The 20,941-nt window shown below is 50.8% G+C and carries 18 protein-coding genes and 1 other RNA gene; 10 read left to right on the forward strand and 9 right to left on the reverse strand.

The genetic code is table 11. From position 1 onward, the window contains the following. Nucleotides 1-9: 9 nt before the first annotated feature. Both ltrA and EQU24_RS04135 read left to right on the forward strand, forming a co-directional pair. Nucleotides 10-1,260 carry a group II intron reverse transcriptase/maturase gene (gene ltrA / locus EQU24_RS04130; RefSeq protein WP_014148637.1) on the forward strand — a complete coding sequence of 417 codons (1,251 nt, stop codon included), beginning with the start codon at nucleotides 10-12 and terminating at the stop codon, nucleotides 1,258-1,260. Between the two features lie 253 nt (nucleotides 1,261-1,513). Continuing rightward, complete coding sequence (locus EQU24_RS04135) at nucleotides 1,514-1,804, forward strand: hypothetical protein (RefSeq protein WP_017840711.1); 291 nt, start codon at nucleotides 1,514-1,516, stop codon at nucleotides 1,802-1,804. 151 nt (nucleotides 1,805-1,955) lie between these two features. On the opposite strand, the gene EQU24_RS04140 is transcribed toward EQU24_RS04135, so the two are convergent. Together EQU24_RS04140 and EQU24_RS04145 are read right to left on the reverse strand one after the other, a co-directional pair. Continuing rightward, nucleotides 1,956-4,091 (reverse strand): YgiQ family radical SAM protein, encoded by a 2,136-nt coding sequence (locus EQU24_RS04140; protein WP_017840710.1) that lies wholly within the window; start codon nucleotides 4,089-4,091, stop codon nucleotides 1,956-1,958. After that, nucleotides 4,088-4,891 carry a spermine/spermidine synthase domain-containing protein gene (locus EQU24_RS04145; protein ID WP_014149725.1) on the reverse strand — a complete coding sequence of 268 codons (804 nt, stop codon included), beginning with the start codon at nucleotides 4,889-4,891 and terminating at the stop codon, nucleotides 4,088-4,090. Before EQU24_RS04145 ends, EQU24_RS04140 begins: the two co-directional genes overlap by 4 nt. Nucleotides 4,892-5,231: 340 nt before the next feature. Here EQU24_RS04145 and EQU24_RS04150 point away from each other — a divergent pair, with 340 nt between their 5' ends. Then, a complete protein-coding gene (locus EQU24_RS04150) occupies nucleotides 5,232-6,461 on the forward strand; it encodes a pyrophosphate--fructose-6-phosphate 1-phosphotransferase (protein WP_017840709.1) in 1,230 nt (409 codons plus the stop codon). Nucleotides 6,462-6,732: 271 nt separating this feature from the next. On the opposite strand, the gene EQU24_RS04155 is transcribed toward EQU24_RS04150, so the two are convergent. The 4 genes from EQU24_RS04155 to EQU24_RS04170 form a co-directional block, all read right to left on the reverse strand. After that, nucleotides 6,733-7,191: an EVE domain-containing protein gene (locus EQU24_RS04155; protein WP_017840708.1), complete on the reverse strand. Its 459-nt coding sequence runs from the start codon at nucleotides 7,189-7,191 to the stop codon at nucleotides 6,733-6,735. 25 nt (nucleotides 7,192-7,216) lie between these two features. Then, a non-coding RNA gene (ssrS, locus tag EQU24_RS04160) (6S RNA) lies at nucleotides 7,217-7,397 on the reverse strand. 12 nt (nucleotides 7,398-7,409) lie between these two features. Beyond that, nucleotides 7,410-7,718, reverse strand: a complete 309-nt coding sequence (locus EQU24_RS04165) for a cell division protein ZapA (protein WP_017840707.1) — start codon at nucleotides 7,716-7,718, stop codon at nucleotides 7,410-7,412. Then, complete coding sequence (locus EQU24_RS04170; protein WP_017840706.1) at nucleotides 7,715-7,942, reverse strand: TIGR02449 family protein; 228 nt, start codon at nucleotides 7,940-7,942, stop codon at nucleotides 7,715-7,717. Before EQU24_RS04170 ends, EQU24_RS04165 begins: the two co-directional genes overlap by 4 nt. A 258-nt stretch (nucleotides 7,943-8,200) precedes the next feature. Between EQU24_RS04170 and EQU24_RS04175 the strand changes: the two genes are divergently transcribed. The 5 genes from EQU24_RS04175 (at nucleotide 8,201) to EQU24_RS04200 (ending at nucleotide 13,737) form a co-directional block, all read left to right on the forward strand. Beyond that, nucleotides 8,201-8,731: a UPF0149 family protein gene (locus tag EQU24_RS04175; protein ID WP_017840705.1), complete on the forward strand. Its 531-nt coding sequence runs from the start codon at nucleotides 8,201-8,203 to the stop codon at nucleotides 8,729-8,731. A gap of 480 nt (nucleotides 8,732-9,211) precedes the next feature. Beyond that, nucleotides 9,212-10,522 carry a Xaa-Pro aminopeptidase gene (gene pepP / locus EQU24_RS04185; RefSeq protein ID WP_138767075.1) on the forward strand — a complete coding sequence of 437 codons (1,311 nt, stop codon included), beginning with the start codon at nucleotides 9,212-9,214 and terminating at the stop codon, nucleotides 10,520-10,522. Then, nucleotides 10,522-11,733, forward strand: a complete 1,212-nt coding sequence (ubiH, locus tag EQU24_RS04190) for a 2-octaprenyl-6-methoxyphenyl hydroxylase (protein ID WP_017840703.1) — start codon at nucleotides 10,522-10,524, stop codon at nucleotides 11,731-11,733. The genes pepP and ubiH overlap by 1 nt, the downstream gene beginning before the upstream one ends. A 5-nt stretch (nucleotides 11,734-11,738) precedes the next feature. Next, on the forward strand, nucleotides 11,739-12,959 hold the full coding sequence (locus EQU24_RS04195; protein ID WP_017840702.1) for a UbiH/UbiF/VisC/COQ6 family ubiquinone biosynthesis hydroxylase: 1,221 nt from the start codon (nucleotides 11,739-11,741) through the stop codon (nucleotides 12,957-12,959). Between the two features lie 328 nt (nucleotides 12,960-13,287). Beyond that, complete coding sequence (locus EQU24_RS04200; RefSeq protein WP_017840700.1) at nucleotides 13,288-13,737, forward strand: hypothetical protein; 450 nt, start codon at nucleotides 13,288-13,290, stop codon at nucleotides 13,735-13,737. 250 nt (nucleotides 13,738-13,987) lie between these two features. Here the strand turns inward: EQU24_RS04200 and EQU24_RS04205 are convergent, their stop codons facing one another. Together EQU24_RS04205 and EQU24_RS04210 are read right to left on the reverse strand one after the other, a co-directional pair. Continuing rightward, a complete protein-coding gene (locus EQU24_RS04205; RefSeq protein WP_017840699.1) occupies nucleotides 13,988-15,325 on the reverse strand; it encodes a sigma-54-dependent transcriptional regulator in 1,338 nt (445 codons plus the stop codon). Then, nucleotides 15,322-16,953, reverse strand: coding sequence for a sensor histidine kinase (locus EQU24_RS04210; RefSeq protein ID WP_017840698.1), 1,632 nt, complete (start codon nucleotides 16,951-16,953; stop codon nucleotides 15,322-15,324). The genes EQU24_RS04205 and EQU24_RS04210 overlap by 4 nt, the downstream gene beginning before the upstream one ends. Before the next feature lie 545 nt (nucleotides 16,954-17,498). Between EQU24_RS04210 and sucC the strand changes: the two genes are divergently transcribed. Next, a complete protein-coding gene (gene sucC / locus EQU24_RS04215) occupies nucleotides 17,499-18,665 on the forward strand; it encodes an ADP-forming succinate--CoA ligase subunit beta (RefSeq protein ID WP_017840697.1) in 1,167 nt (388 codons plus the stop codon). Further along, entirely contained in the window at nucleotides 18,662-19,531 is an 870-nt protein-coding gene (gene sucD, locus EQU24_RS04220; protein ID WP_017840696.1) for a succinate--CoA ligase subunit alpha, read from the forward strand. The genes sucC and sucD overlap by 4 nt, the downstream gene beginning before the upstream one ends. Before the next feature lie 98 nt (nucleotides 19,532-19,629). Here sucD and EQU24_RS04225 read toward each other — a convergent pair whose 3' ends face one another. Next, nucleotides 19,630-20,862: a hypothetical protein gene (locus EQU24_RS04225; RefSeq protein WP_209005076.1), complete on the reverse strand. Its 1,233-nt coding sequence runs from the start codon at nucleotides 20,860-20,862 to the stop codon at nucleotides 19,630-19,632. Between the last annotated feature and the right edge of the window lie 79 nt (nucleotides 20,863-20,941).

Consider the following 20,941-nt stretch of genomic DNA (forward strand, 5'->3'; position numbering starts at 1 on the left):
GAGGATGATATGAGCGAGGCAAAGCCATTTGTCATTTCGAAATGGCAAGTGATGCGTGCATTTGAATTGGTGAAAGCCAATGCGGGTGCTGCAGGTGTTGATAGGCAATCGTTGGCAGATTTTGAAAGAAATCTGAAAGACAATCTTTACAAGTTATGGAATCGGCTGTCGTCCGGCAGTTACTTCCCGCCGCCTGTCAAAGCGGTAGCCATACCGAAGAAAGCAGGTGGCGAACGGATTTTGGGTATACCCACCGTGAGTGATCGTATTGCTCAGATGGTCGTCAAACTGGAATTTGAACCCCAGGTTGAGCCGCACTTTTTGCCTGACTCGTATGGCTACAGGCCGAATAAGTCAGCACTCGATGCGGTGGGTGTCACGCGAGAACGTTGTTGGCGCTATGACTGGGTACTTGAGTTTGATATTAAGGGATTATTCGACAATATACCGCATGATCTATTGCTTAAAGCGGTCTATAAGCATACCGATACGGCTTGGGTGAGATTGTATATCGAGCGCTGGTTGACGGTGCCGATGCAGATGCCCAATGGGGAATTGAGTAGCCGGGGAAAAGGCACGCCACAAGGTGGAGTTGTCAGTCCGGTGCTCAGTAATCTGTTTCTGCACTATGTCTTCGACAAATGGTTGCAAAAGCACTACTCGGATACACCCTGGTGTCGTTATGCCGATGATGGTCTGGTGCACTGCCGGAGTGAGGCAGAAGCCAAACACATGCTGGAAGCACTGAAACAACGCTTTCAGTCCTGTGGGCTTGAACTTCATCCGGTGAAAACCAAGATTGTTTACTGTAAAGATGGAAGTCGCAAAGGGCGCTATAAGCATACCTCCTTTGATTTTCTGGGGTATACGTTCAGACGGCGACTGTGTAGGAATCGCAAAAGAAACAGTGTGTTTGTAAACTTTACGCCGGCGGTGAGTAAAGCGGCGCTGAAGTCAATGCGAGGAAAGGTCAGAAAGTTACGAGTCAGAACGCGTACCGAGTTGAGCTTAGGGCAAATAGCACAATGGTTGAATCCCATCATTAGGGGATGGATAGGCTATTATGGTTGTTATACCCGATCTGCGTTATATGGTATGTGTCGTCACGTCAACATGACTCTGGTGAGGTGGGTAAGACGAAAGTTCAAGCCGCTACGCCAGCATAAAATAAAGGCAATGCTGTTTCTGGAGAAGATTGCAGATCAACATCCAAACTTGTTTGCCCATTGGCGGGCGGGAATGATAGGTGCGTTTGCCTGATGGGAGCGGTATGAATCGAGAGGTTCACGTACCGTTCTGCGAGAGTCTGTGGGGGAAGTGCCTGCGGTCTACTCAACAACGGAGCGTTAGCGAAGTGAAGATTTTTAGTCCCCGATAGCCGTAGCGCCGGGTGTTTTGCCGGAGTCTGCGCGAATAGCGCAGGCGGAGGCAAAATACAAGGCATCGCGACACGGCGTAAAGCCATTTGTGGGAGTGCTACGAAGCCGCATCGAGTTTACGATGATGTGGCGTAGTGGCACGGACGCAGGGCGAATCGGGGCCGCCGAAGGCAATAATCGCCAAGTCATTTTTCGCTGCTGAAATCGGACGGACCCCATTTCAGCTTTCGCGAAAAATCTTGGCGCGCTTGCGATCATGCAAAGATTTATTAAAACCGGCTTTTAGAAGACCCAATTTGTATTGGATACCGATCGAAGACGCCTTGTTCGGATTGGAGTATACCTTTCGCACTTCAAATTTCGGCAGTGCTAGAGGAGGCGCCTGGGTGTCCGACAAAGGCTTTGCCAGCATGGAGCTGGCATAGAGCCTACAGGGACGTATTCACGGCGTCCTTTGACGAGCACCCCGGTGCCGAATTTTGATCTACGAGGGGTATACATGCGCTACCGCCGCGATCTCGAAAACGGCAGTCAAGGCGGTTTCGACATGATTTATTTCAGGGCGTTGTATAACTTCTAACGAGACTTTGCGGCTCGCCGGCCCGGTTGCTTGCGTTGTTTATTTCCGAAGCCGGTATGTTTGGTTGTAAATCGCTGCGTCTTGGCGGGGGCTGAGTCGACGGTGCCTTTCGGCTGAAACGTCGGTACCAAATGCTTTTTACCGTTGCCGATCAAGTCGGCGCGCCCCATGTTTTTCAAGGCTTCGCGCAGCAGCGGCCAGTTTTTCGGATCGTGATAGCGTAAAAAAGCCTTATGTACACGGCGTTGCTTGACGCTTTTCGGAATCGAAATATCCGGTGCCTTGCGGCCGATCTTATGCAGCGTGTCCTTGCCGGAATGATACATCGCGGTTGCGATCGCCATCGGCGACGGCAAAAAGGCTTGAACCTGATCGGCACGGAAACCGTTGCGTTTGAGCCAGAGTGCGAGATTCAGCATGTCTTCGTCGGTCGTGCCCGGATGCGCGGCGATGAAATAGGGGATCAGATACTGCTCCTTGCCGGCTTCCTTCGAATACTTATCGAACATTTGCTTGAAACGATCGTAGGTGCCGATGCCCGGTTTCATCATAAGCGACAACGGACCTTGCTCGGTATGTTCCGGCGCAATTTTCAAATAACCGCCGACATGGTGCGTGACCAGCTCCTTGACATATTCCGGCGACTCGACGGCCAGATCGTAGCGTAGTCCCGAGGCGATGAAGATTTTCTTGATACCGGGCAGCGCACGGGCGCGCCGGTATAATTTGATCAAATGGGAATGGTCGGTATTCAGGTTGTCGCAGATACCGGGGAATACGCATGAAGGTTTACGACAAGCCGCTTCGATTTTCGGATCCTTGCAGGCCAATCTGTACATGTTTGCGGTTGGCCCGCCCAGGTCGGAAATATGGCCCGTGAAATTCGGCGAGGTGTCGCGGATCGCCTCGATCTCGCGGATGATCGAATCTTCGGAGCGGCTTTGTATGATGCGCCCCTCGTGTTCGGTGATCGAACAGAATGTGCAGCCGCCGAAGCAGCCGCGCATGATATTGACCGAGTGTTGAATCATCTCGAACGCGGGAATGTTCGCCTCGCCGTAACGTTTATGCGGCAGGCGCGAATAGGGCAGGTCGAACACGCCGTCCATTTCCTGCGTGCTGAGCGGGATCGGCGGCGGATTGACCCAGAGTAATCGGTTGCCGTGCTGTTGAATCAATGCGCGCGCGTTCCCAGGGTTAGTTTCGCCATGCATCACGCGCGAGGCATGGGCGTAAAGGATGCTATCGTCCTTGACGGCCTCATAGGCCGGCAGACGAATGACGGTCTGCGCGCGTTTGTCGTTGCCGATGCGCCGCTCGAAACGGATCACATTGCCGGCCGGCTTGCTGTCGCAGGCGGGTTCTTCTTGATAAGGGTTTGCGGGTGGCGCGACATGGCCCGGAATGTCGACATCGGTCGAGTCTTTTTCGAGCCAACCTTCGGGAATTTGTTTGACGAAATGCGCGGTGCCGCGAATGAATTGCAAATCGGCGATGGCTTCGCCGCCTGCTAACCGGTGCGCGATCTCGACGACTTGCCGTTCGGCATTGCCGTAAACCAACAGGTCGGCTTTCGAGTCGAGCAAGACCGATTTTTTGACCTTGTCCGACCAATAATCGTAATGCGAAATTCGGCGTAGGCTCGCTTCGATCCCCCCGATGACGATCGGAATATTTTTAAAAGCTTCGCGGCAGCGGTGCGAATACACGTTGACCGCTCGATCAGGTCGTTTGCCGGCTTCGCCGCCCGCAGTATAAGCATCGTTAGAGCGGATCTTTTTGTCCGACGTGTAGCGGTTGACCATCGAATCCATGTTGCCGCCGGTCACGCCGAAAAAAAGATTGGGTGCGCCGAGGCGCTTAAAATCTTCCGCGCTAGTCCAGTCCGGCTGCGAAATAATACCGACACGAAAACCGTGTGCTTCAAGGAGTCTGCCGATCAGCGCCATACCGAAGCTCGGATGGTCGATATAGGCGTCGCCGGTGACTAGAATGACGTCGCACGAATCCCAGCCGAGTTCGTCCATTTCGGCGCGAGTCATCGGTAATTCGGGCGCCGTTCCGAAACGGTGCGCCCAGTATTTGCGGTAGCCGAAAAGATTCGGTGCGCTAGGCATCGCGGGAGCAATCATGGTTTGATAATCCGGTTGAATAAAGTACGGTTGTTGCGCTTTAAATCTTGTAAAAAAACGGGAAATTCCAGATGATAATTGTTCTCGAGGGCTTGCGTACGGCCTCGTAGTTCTTTTTGAGTCGGCAAGGGCATTGGGTCGTTAAAAGCAAAGCCTATGACATTGCCTCGTCCGCGCACCGGCAGAAACAATAGGCGCCAGTCGAAAACCCGGCCTAAGTGCCAAGCGACATCCTGAAACAGCGCTTTGTCGGTGCCCCATAAATTGATGATTAGCATGCCGTCCGGCTTCAACAAAGTCTTGCAGCCGTCGAAAAACGCTTCGCCGCCGATCGAATCGGACATGCCTTCGTGATCGAACGCATCGATCATCAATAAATCGTAGCTTTCCGATGCCGTTAGACTCTTTTGGCGGATATAGTGCCCGCCGTCGCCGATTTTTATTTTCAGACGCGAATCGAGCGGTAAATCGAAATGACTGCGTGCGATTTTAACGACGCCGCGCCGGTATTCTACGACCTTTATTTTACAGTCTTCGAAGCGTTGCAGTAAAAACTTTGCCAAAGACCCGCCTCCTAAGCCTATCATCAATACATCGCCGGGGGCGTCTTTAAACAACAGCCAGGCCATCATTGCGCGGGCATACAGCGAATGCAATTGGTCCGGATCGGTCAGCAACATGCTGCTTTGCCGTGATGACGAGCCGAAATGCAAGGCGCGAACGCCTTCCGATTCGACGATTTCGATGACGCCTTCTTCATCGAAGCTTTGGTGAACTAATTGTCCCTGGTATTTACGCATAGAGTCGGATAATCCGAAAGATGGAGGCAGGTTAATAAATGGAGGGAAGAATTTGCCTATATTTTCGCTGAAATTGGACGGCCTGTCTCAAAAATCGGCGCATAGGCATATTTATCGAGTTAATTTTCGGATATTAGAGGATTGAATCGACGGCAGCGATTTGATTCGATTATGCTAAAATTTACCGCCGACCGATTCAGACTCTATAATTAAGCGTTACGTCGTTTAAATTCCCAAACGGCATGAGCCGGGTTTAAAAAAGCGGAGGAAGTGTTTTCCGCGTTTACACTGCATAATGTTTTTATAATCACAAACTTTATAACCACAAAGCTTAAATCTCATGAACAAACCAAAAAAAGTCGCAATTCTCACTGCGGGCGGTTTAGCGCCTTGCCTTAGTTCAGCCATCGGCAGTCTCATCGAGCGTTACACCGAAATCGACCCTTCGATCGAGATCATCTGCTATCGTAGCGGTTACAAAGGCCTGCTACTCGGCGATTCTTACGCCGTGACCCCGAAAATCCGCGAAAACGCCGCGTTGCTGCATAAGTTCGGCGGCTCGCCGATCGGCAACAGCCGGGTCAAACTGACCAACGTCAAAGACTGCATCAAGCGGGGGTTGGTTCAAGAAGGTCAGGACCCTCAAAAAGTGGCGGCCGATCAATTAGTCAAAGACGGCGTCGATGTTCTGCATACGATCGGCGGCGACGATACCAATACCGCAGCAGCCGATTTGGCGGCCTTCTTGGCGAAAAACGATTATGGATTGACGGTCATCGGTTTGCCGAAAACGATCGACAACGACGTATTCCCGATTAAACAATCCTTAGGTGCATGGACTGCAGCGGAGCAAGGCGCACATTATTTTCAAAATGTCGTGGCCGAGTATAACGCCAATCCACGCATGCTCATCGTTCATGAAGTCATGGGCCGCAATTGCGGATGGCTGACTGCCGCAACCGCAATGGAATACCGCAAATTGTTGGATCGCTCCGAATGGCTGCCTGAAATCGGTCTCGATCGCGCGGCATACGAAGTACACGGTGTCTTCGTTCCCGAAATGGAAATCGATCTGGCAGCCGAAGCGAAGCGCTTGCGCGAGGTGATGGATAAAGTCGATTGCGTCAATATATTCGTTTCGGAAGGCGCGGGTGTCGATGCGATCGTCGCCGAAATGCAGGCCAAGGGCCAAGAAGTTCCGCGCGATGCGTTCGGTCACATCAAGCTTGATGCGGTCAATCCGGGTAAATGGTTCGGCGAGCAATTCGCCGAAATGATCGGCGCGGAAAAAACCTTGATTCAAAAATCGGGATATTTCGCACGGGCATCGGCATCGAACGTCGATGATATTCGTTTGATCAAATCCTGTGCCGATTTAGCGGTCGAATGCGCATTACGCCGCGAGTCCGGCGTCATCGGTCATGATGAGGATAACGGTAACGTCTTGCGTGCGATCGAATTCCCGCGCATCAAAGGCGGCAAACCGTTCGATATCGACACGCCTTGGTTCGTGCAAATGCTTGGCGGAATCGGGCAAAGTAAAGGCGCGCGAGTCGAAGTGAGCCACTAAAAACTGTATTGGCCGGGCGGCTGCCGTTGCCCGGCTTGTTATGTGATTTTTTTTCCTCACGCGAAGGCGCGAAGACGCTAAGGAAAGCAAAAAGTCAAAACTGGATCGTTTAGCGGCAACGCGAAGGAAAGAATAAACAAGAGTCTGAAATAACACGTTAAGCTTGCTGGTAAATCAGGCTGTGATAGCAGCGCATTCATCATTCATTATCCCTTCGCGTCTTCGCGTGAGCCTCATCTTCACAATCCAGCATAACCCAAACACTATCGTTTCATTCAAGCCCCAATATGAAATCCCATTGCGTTTTCGAAACCGGCATGATCGATAGGCGGTTGCCGCGTCTGACTAGGGCAAGGTCTTCCAATTCTGGGTATTGTTTCAGTTCTTGTAACGGGATCGTGCGGGATAGTTTTTTTACGAATTGAACATCCACCATGAACCATCGCGGATTGTCGGGCGAGCTTTTCGGGTCGAAGTGTTTGTCGTCGGGGTCGAATGCGAAAGGGTCGGGGTAGCCTTCTCGGCTAATTTTCATGATCCCGACGATGCCGGGGATATCGCAGTTGGAATGATAAAAGAAAGCCAAATCGCCGATCTTCATTTGATCGCGCATCATATTTCTGGCTTGGTAGTTTCTGACGCCGTCCCACGGTTCGGTCTGATGGGGTCTATTAAATAAATCGTCGATACCGAATTCGTTAGGTTCGGATTTCATTAACCAGTAGTTCATGGATATAGGAAAGGCAATAAAGGCAGTATCTCCCACCTGCGCCGTAATGAGCTTTCGTCCTTGAACCGACGGTTCAAGTGGGAACGCAGATGGCCTTTCAGGCTTCCCGCGTAAAGCGGGTATGCACACCAATGCCGAACAATTGTTCCCGGGGTAAATATAGGTTCAGGAAACACCCAGCCCACCCTCGAACGCTGCAGGAGATACAGGACTTCATTTTAACGCGTTTCTGCAATTTCCAAAACGTTTTCTATTTTATTACTCATTTTTATCAGGCTTTCCTGCAGATGTAATTCCAGTTCGCGGTTGCGGGATTCGGCTAGATGAAGTTCGTGAGCCATGTTCAACGCCGCCATGACGGCAATGCGATCGGCACCGCTGACTTTGCCGGAGTCCCTTATTTGGCGCATTTTTTTGTCGAGTTGTCGCGCGGATTCGGTCAGTCCGTCTTGCTCCTCGGGTTCGCAGGCGATTTTATATTCTTTGCCGAGTATGTTGAGTGTGACGGCGGAAGTGTTTCTGCTCATGCACCATGCTCCATGGATTTTAAACGGGAGATCATCGCTTCGACTCGGGTTTTGGCTAGTGTGGTTTTTTCAAGTAATTTGGCTTTTTGCTTGACGAGTTCCGCTTGTTTAATTTTAAGCGAATGGTTTTCATTTTTGATCGCATTGTATTGTTCGATCAAACGATCGAGCTTTTCTTCCAAGTCTTTTAATTCCAGTGAATGGTCGTTTTCAGCGTTTGGCATAATAATTTAAGTAGATAAAGTGTAGTCATCGATTGGCAAATTTCGGTTTTTATGCCCCGGCCTTTTTCAATGGGGTAGCGGCGAAGGAGCCGAATTTACCGTGCGAATAAACTCAAGAAGACAAAATGTGCAACTTGGCTAATTGTACTGAAAATGACGGTTTGCTAAAAATAACTTTCTCTCAGTATTATCCATTCGTCCAATCAATGTTAGCATAAGCCGGTTAATTTTTTGGAATCCGTATTTTTTAACAAGAAAATGATTTATCAGACAATCGATCAGACGCTACGGGAACAGGGTGCCGAGGTGACGGCAGCAGAAGCGCATGGCATTGCAACCGGAATGTTGTGTGTTGATGTAAGAGCCAGTCAATCAAATTGGCTGGATGAGCTATTCGGAGAAGGATCTGCCGCATCTGGCGGAAATGTTGTGCTAGGGGATTTATTCGAACAAACCAGATCGTTATTGACGGATGACGATTATACCTTCGATTTAATGTTGCCGGATGTCGACGATGATAGCTTAAGCGAAGCCGTTGAAGCGATGCGCGATTGGTGCCAAGGTTTTTTGTTCGGTATCGGTTTTAGCCAATCGTCTTCAAATTGGACCGGTGATGTCGGCGAAATAGTGAAGGATATTGTCGAAATCACTAAGCTGGAAGTCCTCTCGGACGATGAAGATAGCGAAGAGAGCCAAGAAGCCTTTGCTGAAATTCAAGAATACTTACGAGTTGCAGTACAGTTAATTCGTAATGAATTGTCCGGTTCCATTAGCAGTACCACTCATTAAAGATATACCTTTCGCATTTCAAATTTCGGCAGCACCTGAGGAGGCGCCGGGGTGTGCGGCAAAGGCTTTGCCAGCATGGAGCTGGCATAGAGCCTACAGGGATGTATTCACGGCGTCCTTTGACGGACACCCCGGCACCGAATTTTCATCTGCGATGGGTATAAAACACGCATCCGATCCAGTTAACCGGTCCGGATGCTATTTATCGAAAGAGCGGTTCATGCCTGTCGCCGATACTTCATTAGTCGAGTAGCGACTGCTTTACTGCCTTTTGATTGAAAAACCGTCTAAGAATGAAAGGCATGGGATGTGTCTATCGAGGACCGCCGTGAACCCATCCATGGGGCTTGACGGCAGCGCTCCCTGCTGCCGACATCCTCGCTAGCCACACCCCATACCTTCATAAAGTTATCTAATTTTTGAGTATAAAGGGGGTATGATCGCCCTCTTTCACAGTAAAAATCGAGAACGACAGAAAAAATGAAGCAAGCAGAATTTAAAAAACGCCGTAAGCGGTTAATGCAACAGATCGGCAAGGGTAATATCGGGTTGATACCCAGCGCCTCGGCGCAAACCCGTAATCGAGATGTACATTACCCGTTTCGTCAAGATAGCGATTTTTATTATCTGACCGGATTCAATGAGCCGGATGCGCTAGCGGTATTCATCCCCGGTCGGCAGCAAGGACAATATTTGCTTTTTTGCCGCGAATACGATGAGAAAAAAGCGCTTTGGGAAGGTGCGCACGCCGGTTTGATCGGAGCAACGACCGATTACGGCGCCGACGATGCGTTTCCGATCGACGATATCGATGAAATACTGCCTGGACTCATTGAAGATAAAGAAAAGGTTTTTTATCCGATGGGCCGAGATAGCGATTTGGATCACCGCCTGCTCGAATGGGTGCATCATTTACGCAATCAATCTCGGGCCGGCGTCAATGCGCCGTTGGAGTTGGTATCGCTCGAACATATCTTGCACGAAATGCGTTTGTTCAAAAGCGAGGCCGAAATCAAACTGATGCGTAAGGCGGCCGAAATTTCCGCCGATGCGCATGTCAAAGCGATGCAAAAATGCCGCGCCGGCTTATACGAATATCAAATCGAATCCGAAATCATCTATCATTTTTTACAGCAAGGTTTAAGGGCGGTCGCCTATCCTTCGATCGTAGCCGCCGGTAAGAATGCTTGCGTGCTGCATTACACCGAAAATACGTCTAAATTAGCCGACGGCGATTTGTTATTGATCGATGCGGGTGCCGAATGCGATCACTATGCGGCCGATATCACGCGCACTTTTCCCGTTTCCGGGCGTTTTTCCGAGCCGCAAAAGCAACTTTATCAACTGGTGCTCGATGCTCAGTCGGCGGCCTTGGCCGAGATCAAGCCCGGCAATCCTTGGAATCAGGCTCATGAGGCATCGGTAAAAACCTTGACTAAAGGCTTGGTTAAATTGGGTTTGCTGAAAGGGCGCGTGGCGAAACTGATCAAGGACGAAGCCTATAAAAAATTCTATATGCACCGAATCGGGCATTGGCTCGGCATGGACGTACACGATGTCGGCGATTACAAGGTCAAGGACGAATGGCGGATATTGGAGCCGGGCATGGTGTTGACGATAGAACCCGGCCTTTATATTCCTAAGGATTGCGAGCAAGTCGACGAACAATGGCGGGGTATCGGGATCAGAATAGAAGACGATGTGCTGGTGACGCAAGACGGGCACGAAATATTGACCGGCGGCGTGCCGAAAAGCGTTGAAGCCATCGAAGCGTTGATGCAGGCGGCCTGATGCGGACACAATACGATGCATTGATTATCGGCGGCGGATTGGCCGGTAATTGCCTGGCCTTGGCATTGCAAGGTTCGGGGCTCGAAATCGCCGTGATTGAAGCTCAGAGCCGCGAGCAATTACAAAACTCATGGGCCGGCGATCGCGCCTTGGCATTGGCTGCCGGCACCGTGACGATGCTGGATGCGCTCGGAGCGTGGCAGGGAGTTTCCGATAAGGCCGCGCCGATCGAGAATATTCATGTGTCCGATCGCGGGCATTTCGGGAAAACCCGCTTGTCGGCGAAAAAGGAAGGCGTCAAGGCGCTGGGCTATGTGATCAAGGCACGCGACATTGAAAGCCATGTCGCGGACTTGGTCGAACGGTCCGGAGTTACCAAACTCAGTCCGGCTCGATTGGCGGGTTTGGCCAGTACCGATAGCGATATTGGCGCGAATCTCGAATACCATGACGAATCAATAACCTTGACTGCCAAGCTACTGATCGGCGCTGACGGCGGTAATTCCTCGGTGCGGAAATTGCTCGATATTGGGCAGCAAACGACCGAATACGGGCAAACGGCGTTGGTGACGACTGTAAATTGCTCATTGCCGCATCGTAATACCGCTTTCGAACGCTTTACCGTTTCCGGGCCCTTGGCTTTATTGCCGATCGAAGGAAGTCAATGCGCCGTGGTTTGGACCAATACGCACAGGGATGCGGAAAGCTTGATGTCGGTTTCCGATAAGGAATTCATCGAACGATTGCAAGAGTGTTTCGGCTATCGCCTGGGTGAGTTGAGTTTGGCGGCTCCGCGCAGGGCCTTCCCGCTGACCTTGGTACAGGCCGAAACGATGGTGAAAGGGCGCGCCGTGATCATCGGAAATGCGGTGCATCAATTACACCCGGTTGCAGGACAAGGTTTCAATCTGGGGCTTCGCGATGTCGTGCAGTTAGCTGAGATGCTGATCGAACAAGCCAAGCGCAAGCGCGATATCGGCGACTCGATGTTCTTGAAGGGCTATGCTCAATCCAGGCGCAAGGATCTGAATAAAATAATCGGCTTTACCGACAACGTAGTCAGGATTTTTTCGAATGACTGGTTGGCCTTGGCGGCCGCCAGAAATTTGGGTTTGGCATTGCTCGATATATTGCCCGGCGGTAAATCGTTATTGACACGCCATGCGATGGGCTTGGCCGGCAGACTGCCGCGCGTCGGAAACAGGAGATAAGGCGGATGACGATGCAAGCGGAAGTGATAGTGGTCGGCGGCGGCATGGTCGGTGCGGCCTTGGCTTGTGCGCTAGGGTATGGCGGGGTCGAAACCATGTTATTGGACAGGCGCAGTCCGGAGCGGCAATGGGACGAAAGCCTGCGGGATATCCGCGTATCGGCGTTGACCAAAGCCTCTCAGGCCATTCTGGAGGGTGTCGGTGCTTGGCGCGGAATCGTGCAAAAAGGCGCCGCGCCTTACAAGGACATGCGAGTCTGGGATGGCCGCTCCGATGGCTATTTGCATTTCGATTGCGCCGATACGGTGTTCCCCGAATTGGGACATATCGTCGAAAACCGAATTACGGTCGCGGCGCTTTGGGACATCTTGGACGGCTTGCCGACCGTTCAATGCATCACGCCTGCCGAAATCGAGCGCATGGAATCGATCGAAAACGGCAGGCGCCTAAGATTGACGGATGGGCAAAGTTTTGAAGCGCCTTTGGTGGTTGCCGCCGATGGGCGCGAATCTGCCTTGCGGTCTATGGCCGGTATCGGCGTGACGGGTTGGCCCTATCGACAAGACGGTTTGGTCGCGACTGTGCAAACCGAGCTCGAGCATCAAGCGACAGCATGGCAGCGGTTTCTCGAAGAAGGTCCTTTGGCTTTTTTGCCCCTTTTCGATGGTCAGTGTTCGATCGTCTGGACCTTATCGACCGAGACTGCGCAACAGTATTTAACATTGCCCGATGACGAGTTTTTAAGGCTATTACAGCAAGCATCGGGCGGTATCCTTGGTAACATGCTCAAGATCGGTCCGCGCGCGGCCTTTCCGCTGAAATTTCAATTTGCCGACCGCTATACCGACAGTCATTTGGCATTGGTGGGCGACGCGGCGCATGCGATGCATCCTTTGGCCGGACAAGGCGCCAATGCCGGTTTGTTGGATGCCGCAGCCTTGGCTGAAGCCGTCATAGACACTCAACGGTCGGGGCGGCCGTTATCGGGTGTTCAATATCTAAGGCATTATGAGCGCTGGCGTAAAGGCGATAACTTAATGATGATGGCGAGTATGGATTTAATCAATAAAACCTATGCGGTCGGCAATCCGATGTTCGCCAAACTACGTTCGTTCGGCATGAACCGTATCAATCATACTACGGCGTTGAAAGATTATTTGAACCGTCATGCCATGGGATTAAGGGATGACTTGCCGCGCTTGGCCAAAGGGCAGGTCTGTTGGTAAGGATTTACGGTTTACCCGGTCGCGCGGCTTCTGGTATATTCGCTGTTATCCCGAAACGCTTGGTTTTTTATTAAAAAAGGCCTGTTTTTCGGCGAAAATAGAATAACAAATTAAAATGGAGTAATCGATGGCAACGGGGTTTTATATTTTAACGACGATATTTGTCGCGTATGTCGTCTATATGGTGGTCGGTGACAAGGTTAAGAAAAATAACGAATAAGTCCACGGCTTTTTTAAACGATGAAAAAGATAATAACAAACAGCCTAATGATCTTGCCGAATGGCGAATTAAACAGGCAACTCAATTAATTAACTGGAGGAAGGGAATATGGCGGAAATATTGTTTATTTTAACGACGATTTTTGTAGCTTATGTCGTTTACGCGGTGGTTGGCGATCAAGTGGCCGATATGAAAGCCATTAAGTCAAAAGAGGATTCGCATCCGGCGAAAGCCGAAACCGCTAAACCCGCTGAAGTGAAAATTGTCGAAAATAAACCGGCGCAGCGAACTGCTAAAAAAGCGCCAGAGCCAGTGGCGAAGGCGCCTGAAGCTGATGAATCGTCCGTAAGCAAAAGCGGTTTACGCGATCCTGCGACCGGCGAAACGGCCAGTATTCCGACCAATTACCGCTTTGCCAAGCGCTGGATAAAAGAGGCCATGGTCAAAGAAGGTTTGCTCGATAAAGTCTATAAAAACAGCGAATTGGACGATGAAGCCAATGCCAAAATTAAAACGGCTTTGGACAGTTTGCTGCAAATGGATAAATACCGGGCCTAATAGGCTGCCGCATCACCTCGGTCGGGCGGTTTACGGTTGAGGTTTGCTAGCCGTTCAATGGATAGCATTGTAGGGTGCGCATCGCGCACCTTTCCACGGTGCCTAACCGACGAGAGGTCCCGACATAGGTGCGCGATGCGCACTCTACGCCTGGCGCTTTATAACCTATGATCGGCAACACTTTCCAAGACATGTTGAAATTAAAAAGCGAGAACACTGGAATTGGCGAAAAGGGCTTTTTTCGAAAGGCCTAGTCCAAGCCCAGTTTTTTTAACCGGTAACGCAATGATCGGAACGATAACCCCAGCTCTTTTGCTGCTGCGGTTTTATTCCATCGGTTATTTTCGAGTGCGATGGTAATAGCGGTTCGCTCGATATCTTCCAAATAATCTTCCAACGACGCTTTTGACGGATCGAACGCTGGCGCATCAGGGACGATTTCCGGATTAATCGGCAGATTTAAATCGTCCGCATCGATCGTTTTGCCGTCGCTGAGCGCAACGGCGCGTTCCAGAATATTCTCGAGTTCCCTAACATTGCCCGGGAAACGATACCTTTTCAATGCGGTCAGTGCTGATTCCGAAAGCTGAACTCGGTAAAAGTTGTTACTATTGAGCGAAGCCAAAATGTGTTCGGCCAGTTGCGCGATATCAGCGCCTCGTTCGCGAAGCGGCGGAATATTGAGATCGATGACATTGATCCGGTAGTATAAATCTTGCCGAAAAACCCCTTCCTGAACCAATTGATTCAAATCTTTATGCGTGGCGCTCAGGATGCGGACATCGACCGGCGTTTCGTGTTGTTCGCCGACTGCGCGTACTTTTTTTTCCTGAATCGCGCGGAGTAATTTGACTTGCAGCGAAGGAGGCAGATCGGCGACTTCATCGAGAAATAGCGTACCGCCCTCGGCTGCTTGAAATAAACCTTTTTTATCGGCAATTGCACCGCTGAAACTGCCTTTTTTATGTCCGAAAAACTCGCTTTCCATAAGTTCGGGCGGGATTGCGCCGCAGTTTACGGCAACAAAAGGCTTGTCGCTACGCGGGCTTTGTTGATGAATCAAGCGCGCCACCAATTCCTTACCCGACCCCGATTCGCCGCTGATATAGACCGGCGCCTGGCTACGCGCCAGCTTGTCGATTTTAGACCTGACTTGGCGCATCGGCTCCGATTCGCCCAATAAAATATGTCGTGTGCGCCTTTCCTTGGTATCGGCATCGGGGGCTAATTGTAAGGCTTTCGTGACGATTTGCCGAAGTACCGGTAAATCGACCGGTTTTGAGATAAAGTCGAAGGCCCCGGCTTTCATTGCCTTGATCGCAGTGTCCATGTTGCCGTGTGCGGTAATTACGGCAATCGGAATCGTGCTACCCGTGCTTTGAAGGTATTCGACCAATTCGAGCCCGTTGCCGTCGGGTAGCTTCATGTCGGTCAGGCAAAGATCGAACGGATGTTGTTGCAACAACCGGCGAGCCGAGCTGACATTTTCCGCGCACAAGGTATCGATGTTCATGCGTTTGAGCGTAATGCTTAACAGCTCTCGGATATCCGGCTCGTCGTCGACGACTAAAGTCAGGGGGTGTTTCATATTTCAATCAAAGTTTGTTCCGCGTTCGGTAAACAGAGCCGGAAGCAACTTTGGCTCTGGTCGGTAATATGATAGCTTAGCCTGGCTTGATTGAGCTCGGCTAATTCCTTCGAAATATAAAGCCCCAGACCGGTTCCTTGCGCCGAAGTAGTAAAAAAAGGTTCGAACAGATGCTTGCGGTGACTTGGATCGATGCCGGGTCCGGAGTCTATCACTTCGATGCAGAGCATTTGTTCATGTTGACGGATCGCTAATGAGATTAGTTTTTTTTCCGGGCTGCCGTATTTCAAGGCATTTTGGCACAGATTGTCGAGAATTTGTTTTAAATGGCCTTTGTCCACCAACGCTTGCGGGTGCTTCGATTCGGTCGTCATGGTGAAAAGATCGCGAGCGAAACCGTTTTCAGCACAGAATTGCTCAATGTAGTCGTCTAGCCATTGAATCAAGTCGACTTTTTTACGTAACGAAGCGCTACGCCGGGACAATTGTAAAATATCCTCGATAATCTTGTTCACGCGGGTCGAATGATCTCTAATAATTTCGGTTAGGCGCCGGTCTTCGTCCGATAATTCGATGTTTTCCGCCAGGAGTTGTCCTGCATGGCTGATGGCGCCGAGCGGGTTGCGAATTTCATGAGCGATGCTGGCGGTTAATTGCCCAAGCGAGGCGAGTTTGCTTTGTTGCAAACGCTGATTGTAAAACGCGATATCTTCAAGAATGATCATGTTGAGCGCTTCGTGCCGGGTCGGAAGCGCCGTAAACCGGGTTTGCATCTCGCTGCCGTCCGTTAAGGGAATCACAGCGAAATCCTGGCTGGGGTCGTTCAGCCAGTACGAGAAAGCTTCCGCTAAATAGGGAGAAATAGTATGTAGACGATCGGGCATTGTTGAGCATTGGGTAAGCCTTGCGGCGGCTTCGTTACTCATCCGTATTTGATGGTCGCGATCGGAAATGATAATTCCCGATTGTAAATGTTGAATGATGTATTTGCTGAGTTCCTCGAGTTGGTTGATGGTTTTTTGCTGCGCGGTGGACTGCTCGGTGCGTTGCGCGAGCGCATAGGCCAGCATTGCGATCGTAAAGAATGAAGCGCCGAGCATAGCGGCATAGGTATAGGCGGTATCTCTGAAGCTATGGGTTTGGAACGCATAAATCTGCTCGGCAAGAATGGCCAAACTAGCAATGGCGGCGAATAGTAGCGCGCATCGCCCGCCGATTAAAAGTCCGCTTGCGGCGATCGATGCGGCGAGTAAGATACCGACGCCGCTGTTGATGCCGCCGCAAGCATGCATGATCAGCGTAATGAAAATAATGTCGGTGAAAATGAGTGTTTGAGCCTGAACGGTATAGCTAATCAATCGCCGCAACAAACAAAAACCGGAAATTATCGTCAGCGCCAAATGACTGCTGCCACTGATGATAAACAAGTATTCGTCGTGACGGGCTCCCGTGCCGGGACCAAGTTGGCTAAAGAATAACATCACGAATAAGCAAGCCAGAATCAGCCGGTAAGTCAGGAAAACTTTTAACAGCAGCCAGGCTTGTTGGCGAGGGATGCCGTATCCCATCGAAAAAGGACAAGGATAAATAATATCGGATTTGTTTTCCGGTTTGAGTTCATTAAGCATGGTGTTTTATTGCGGCTTGGTTAAAATAAACCTACAGTAACATTCATGAAGGCCCGGTCATCGCCCCGGCAAATGACAGTTCGAGGCGTGGCGGAGGGTGCGGTCACTCGCTCGACAGGACGCCGTGAATACGTCCATGTAGGCTCGACGGCGGCTATCCTTGCCGCCGACGCCTGTCAATCGAGCAACCGAACCCTCCAAAAATAGGGAAGTTATTTACGGCCAAATCCTTAAGGCGGGACAAAAGCACTAAGGGTTAACCGTTCGCCCTGAGCCTGTCGAAGGGTGGATGGTTAATCCGCCCATGGTTCGACAGGCTCACCACGAACGGATTAACCTTAAACTGTCCCGCGTTAAGTGAGTAGCCTTCATGTCGAAAAATTAGATAAAGAGTCCAAATTTACAAACTTTCATAGTAAACAGGTTCGAGAAGCAGGATAAATACGGGAGTTTGTTTACCGGTCTAATATAGAAAGCTATATTTTCGAATTGGACCTAAATGTAAGCAAGATATCAGGTAATTTTTTAACCACCGGAAAATAACGATGAACATCCATGAATACCAGGCTAAACAGTTGTTCAAACTCTATGGCATTCCAGTGCCGGAAGGCAGTCCGGCTGAAACGGCGGGACATGCCGAACAGGTCGCGCGCGAACTCGGCGGCAATGCTTGGGTCGTCAAGGCGCAAGTTCATGCGGGCGGGCGGGGCAAGGCCGGCGGCGTCCAAATTGCCAAAAGTTTAGACGAGATTACCGAATTCAGCCGTAAATTGTTGGGCACGCGCTTAGTGACGCAGCAAACCGGCGCTGAAGGCTTGCCGGTCGAGACGCTTTATGTCGAAAAGGCCGGGCAAATCGATCGCGAGTTTTATTTAAGCGCATTGGTCGACCGAGGCAGCGAACGCGTGATATTTATCGCATCGGCGGACGGCGGCATGGATATCGAAGAAGTTGCGGAAAAAACGCCGGACCGAATCATATCGTTTCAAGTCGATCCTGCGGCCGGACTTCAGCCTTATCAATGCCGAAAAGTCGCATTTGCGTTCGGATTACAGCCTACACAATTCAAGAGTCTTGAAAAAATCATGGCCGGCATCTATAGGCTGCTACTGGAAAAAGACGCAGGCCAGATCGAAATCAACCCGCTCGTGACGACGGATTCAGGCGAATTGATCGCGGTCGATGCAAAGATCAATTTCGACGACAACGCGGTCGCCGCGCATTCAGATATCACCGCGATGCGCGATCCCGGTCAAGAAGACGAAAAGGAACACAAGGCGCAGCAATTCGGGCTCAATTACATTACCTTGGACGGCAGCATCGGCTGCATGGTCAACGGCGCGGGGCTCGCGATGGCGACGATGGACTTGGTGAAATTGAAAGGCGGGAGTCCAGCTAATTTCCTTGATGTCGGCGGCGGCACGAATACCGAAAAAGTCGCCGAAGCGTTTAAATTGATTCTGGCCGACCCGAATGTCAAGGCCGTGCTGGTCAACATTTTCGGAGGCATCGTCAAATGCGACGTGATCGCAGAAGGCATTTTAGCCGCAGTCAAGGAGGTCAGTGTCAAGGTTCCGGTCGTAGTCCGGCTCGAAGGCACGAATGCCGAGGCGGGGCGCAGATTACTTCGGGAATCGGGATTGAATTTAGTAGCGGCCGATGACTTGGCAAAGGCCGCCGAACAAGTAGTCGCACTGGCGGAGGGTGTATGAGCATTTTGGTGAACAAAGCAACGAAAGTCATCTGTCAGGGCTTTACCGGTAAACAAGGCACTTTCCATTCGTTGCAAACGCTCGAATACGGCACGCAACTGGTCGGCGGCGTAACGCCCGGACGCGGCGGCGAGACTCATTGCGATTTACCTGTTTTCGATACGGTCGAACAGGCCGTGCAAAGAACGCAGGCTGAAGCCACGGTGATTTATGTGCCGCCGTTCTATGCGGCCGATGCGATATTGGAAGCCTTCGATGCCGGCATTAAAGTGATCGTCTGTATCACCGAAGGTATCCCGGTATTGCACATGCTGCGCGTCAAGGCCGCGATGGCCGGGTCCGATGCGGTTTTGATCGGCCCGAATTGTCCCGGCATCATCACGCCGGGCGAATGCAAGATCGGCATCATGCCGGGTTTCATTCATCAGCCCGGCAAGATCGGCATCGTGTCGCGATCAGGGACATTGACTTACGAGGCGGTGCATCAAACGACGCGCGAAGGCTTAGGTCAAAGCACCTGCGTCGGTATCGGCGGCGATCCGATTCACGGCATGAATTTTATCGACGTGATCAGCCGCTTTCAGGACGATGAACAAACGCAGGGCATCGTCATGGTCGGTGAAATCGGCGGCAGCGAGGAAGAAGAGGCGGCCGAATACATCAAGGCGCATGTCACGAAACCGGTGGTCGGCTATATCGCCGGACAAACCGCGCCGCCCGGAAAACGCATGGGTCATGCCGGTGCGATCGTGACCGGCGGCAAAGGTACGGCGGCAAGCAAAATCGCCGCGATGAAAGCGGCCGGCGTCGAAATGGTCAGCTCGCCCACCGAGATCGGCGAAGTCATGAAAAAAGTCTGCGGCTAGAAAAAGGCGCGCGATGCGCGCCCTGCGACTGATATAGCGGCTCCCACAAGAGATAGGATGGTTCTGTGGGAGCGATCCTAGCCTGTCGAAAGACTGATCTAGTCCGTTATTATTTTCCCCGATTTTTGGCTTTTATGTTTAAAAAATTCTTGGCGCTTTTTTCTTACCGTATAAGGGATATTCTTCTCCTCCCAGTGTGCTAGATCTACTTGAAATGCTTTATTTAATGCCTGGTCAATCACCGCTTCTTTTCGACTGCCACATAAAGCAGGAATCAATAGCACGGAGCGATTCATGTCAGCTTGCGGACTGCGTTCAAGCATATATTTATAATTTCCAAACAGCGTTTCAATAATATCGCTACTGCTTAACAACGGCAGTTCGGTCAGCTCTGCTTGAATCTGCACATGCTTTTTTAACCAAGCTTGTAGGTGTGTTTTGACTTTAGAATTTCGCGGCAATGTTTTTGATAATTGGTAACATTGTTGGTAGGTGACTTTGTTAAGCCCTTTGTTTTTAATGATTTCCATCACCTCTGAGACTATTTTAGTCGTCAACGCGAAGCGCTCAATAAAGGGTTTCATCCGTAAAAAGCCCGGAAACACCGTCCGTAATTTAGCTAACACGCTGCCTTTCTTCGCGCCGCCTTTAACGGCAAAGACATCCAGCATTTTAGCCCCCCATTCACCGAGTTTACTGATGCTTTGAAAACGCCCTTTAGTCCGTAATTTAGGGGGTGTCAAACAGGCAAATTCTGTCTGTCTCAGGCATTTCGCACCTTGACCCAGTGCCGCAGTAAAGGCTTTATAATCCGCTGTTTTTTCAAATTGACTTTTCAGCGCGCTGGCCATGCAGTGACCGATGTCATCAATGACGGGCACCGGTTTTCCTTGTTTGGCCGACCAATGTCGCACACCTTTTGCCAGCGTGTAGTCGCAGTCTTTAACAATCGCTTGAGGTACGCCGGCGATAGCAAAAATGTCCTCTAAGTCCTGGCAAACCGTCTGATGATTAACCGTTTCACGCACCTTAAGACCGATACATTCACAATCTTGTAATTGAATAGCGCTGCCGCGTTGGCGCAGCGACTGTGTTTTTACGCGGAGCACGACCAGTGCTTTTTTAGTCCCTATATCAATGGAGTAATCAATGATCGCAATCCAAGGCTCGCACGTTGGGCACACTTGGCGCAGTAACCCTAAGCCGACGCGCAAACTCCAGTTAATCACCGAAGTAAAATGTGGCGTCCACGGTAATTCAAGCGATGTTTGTGAATGAAATAATTCAAGAATGCGCGGAACGCTACGAAAAGAAACCACCGCATCAAGCACGATAAGCACGCATAAAAGTCGCGTTTGCTGAGCTTGTGTTATGTCAATAACCGTTGAAGGATTCGCGGGTACAACAGCA

Source organism: Methylotuvimicrobium buryatense, from assembly GCF_005931095.1.
In the GTDB taxonomy this organism is placed as follows: Bacteria; Pseudomonadota; Gammaproteobacteria; order Methylococcales; family Methylomonadaceae; genus Methylotuvimicrobium; species Methylotuvimicrobium buryatense.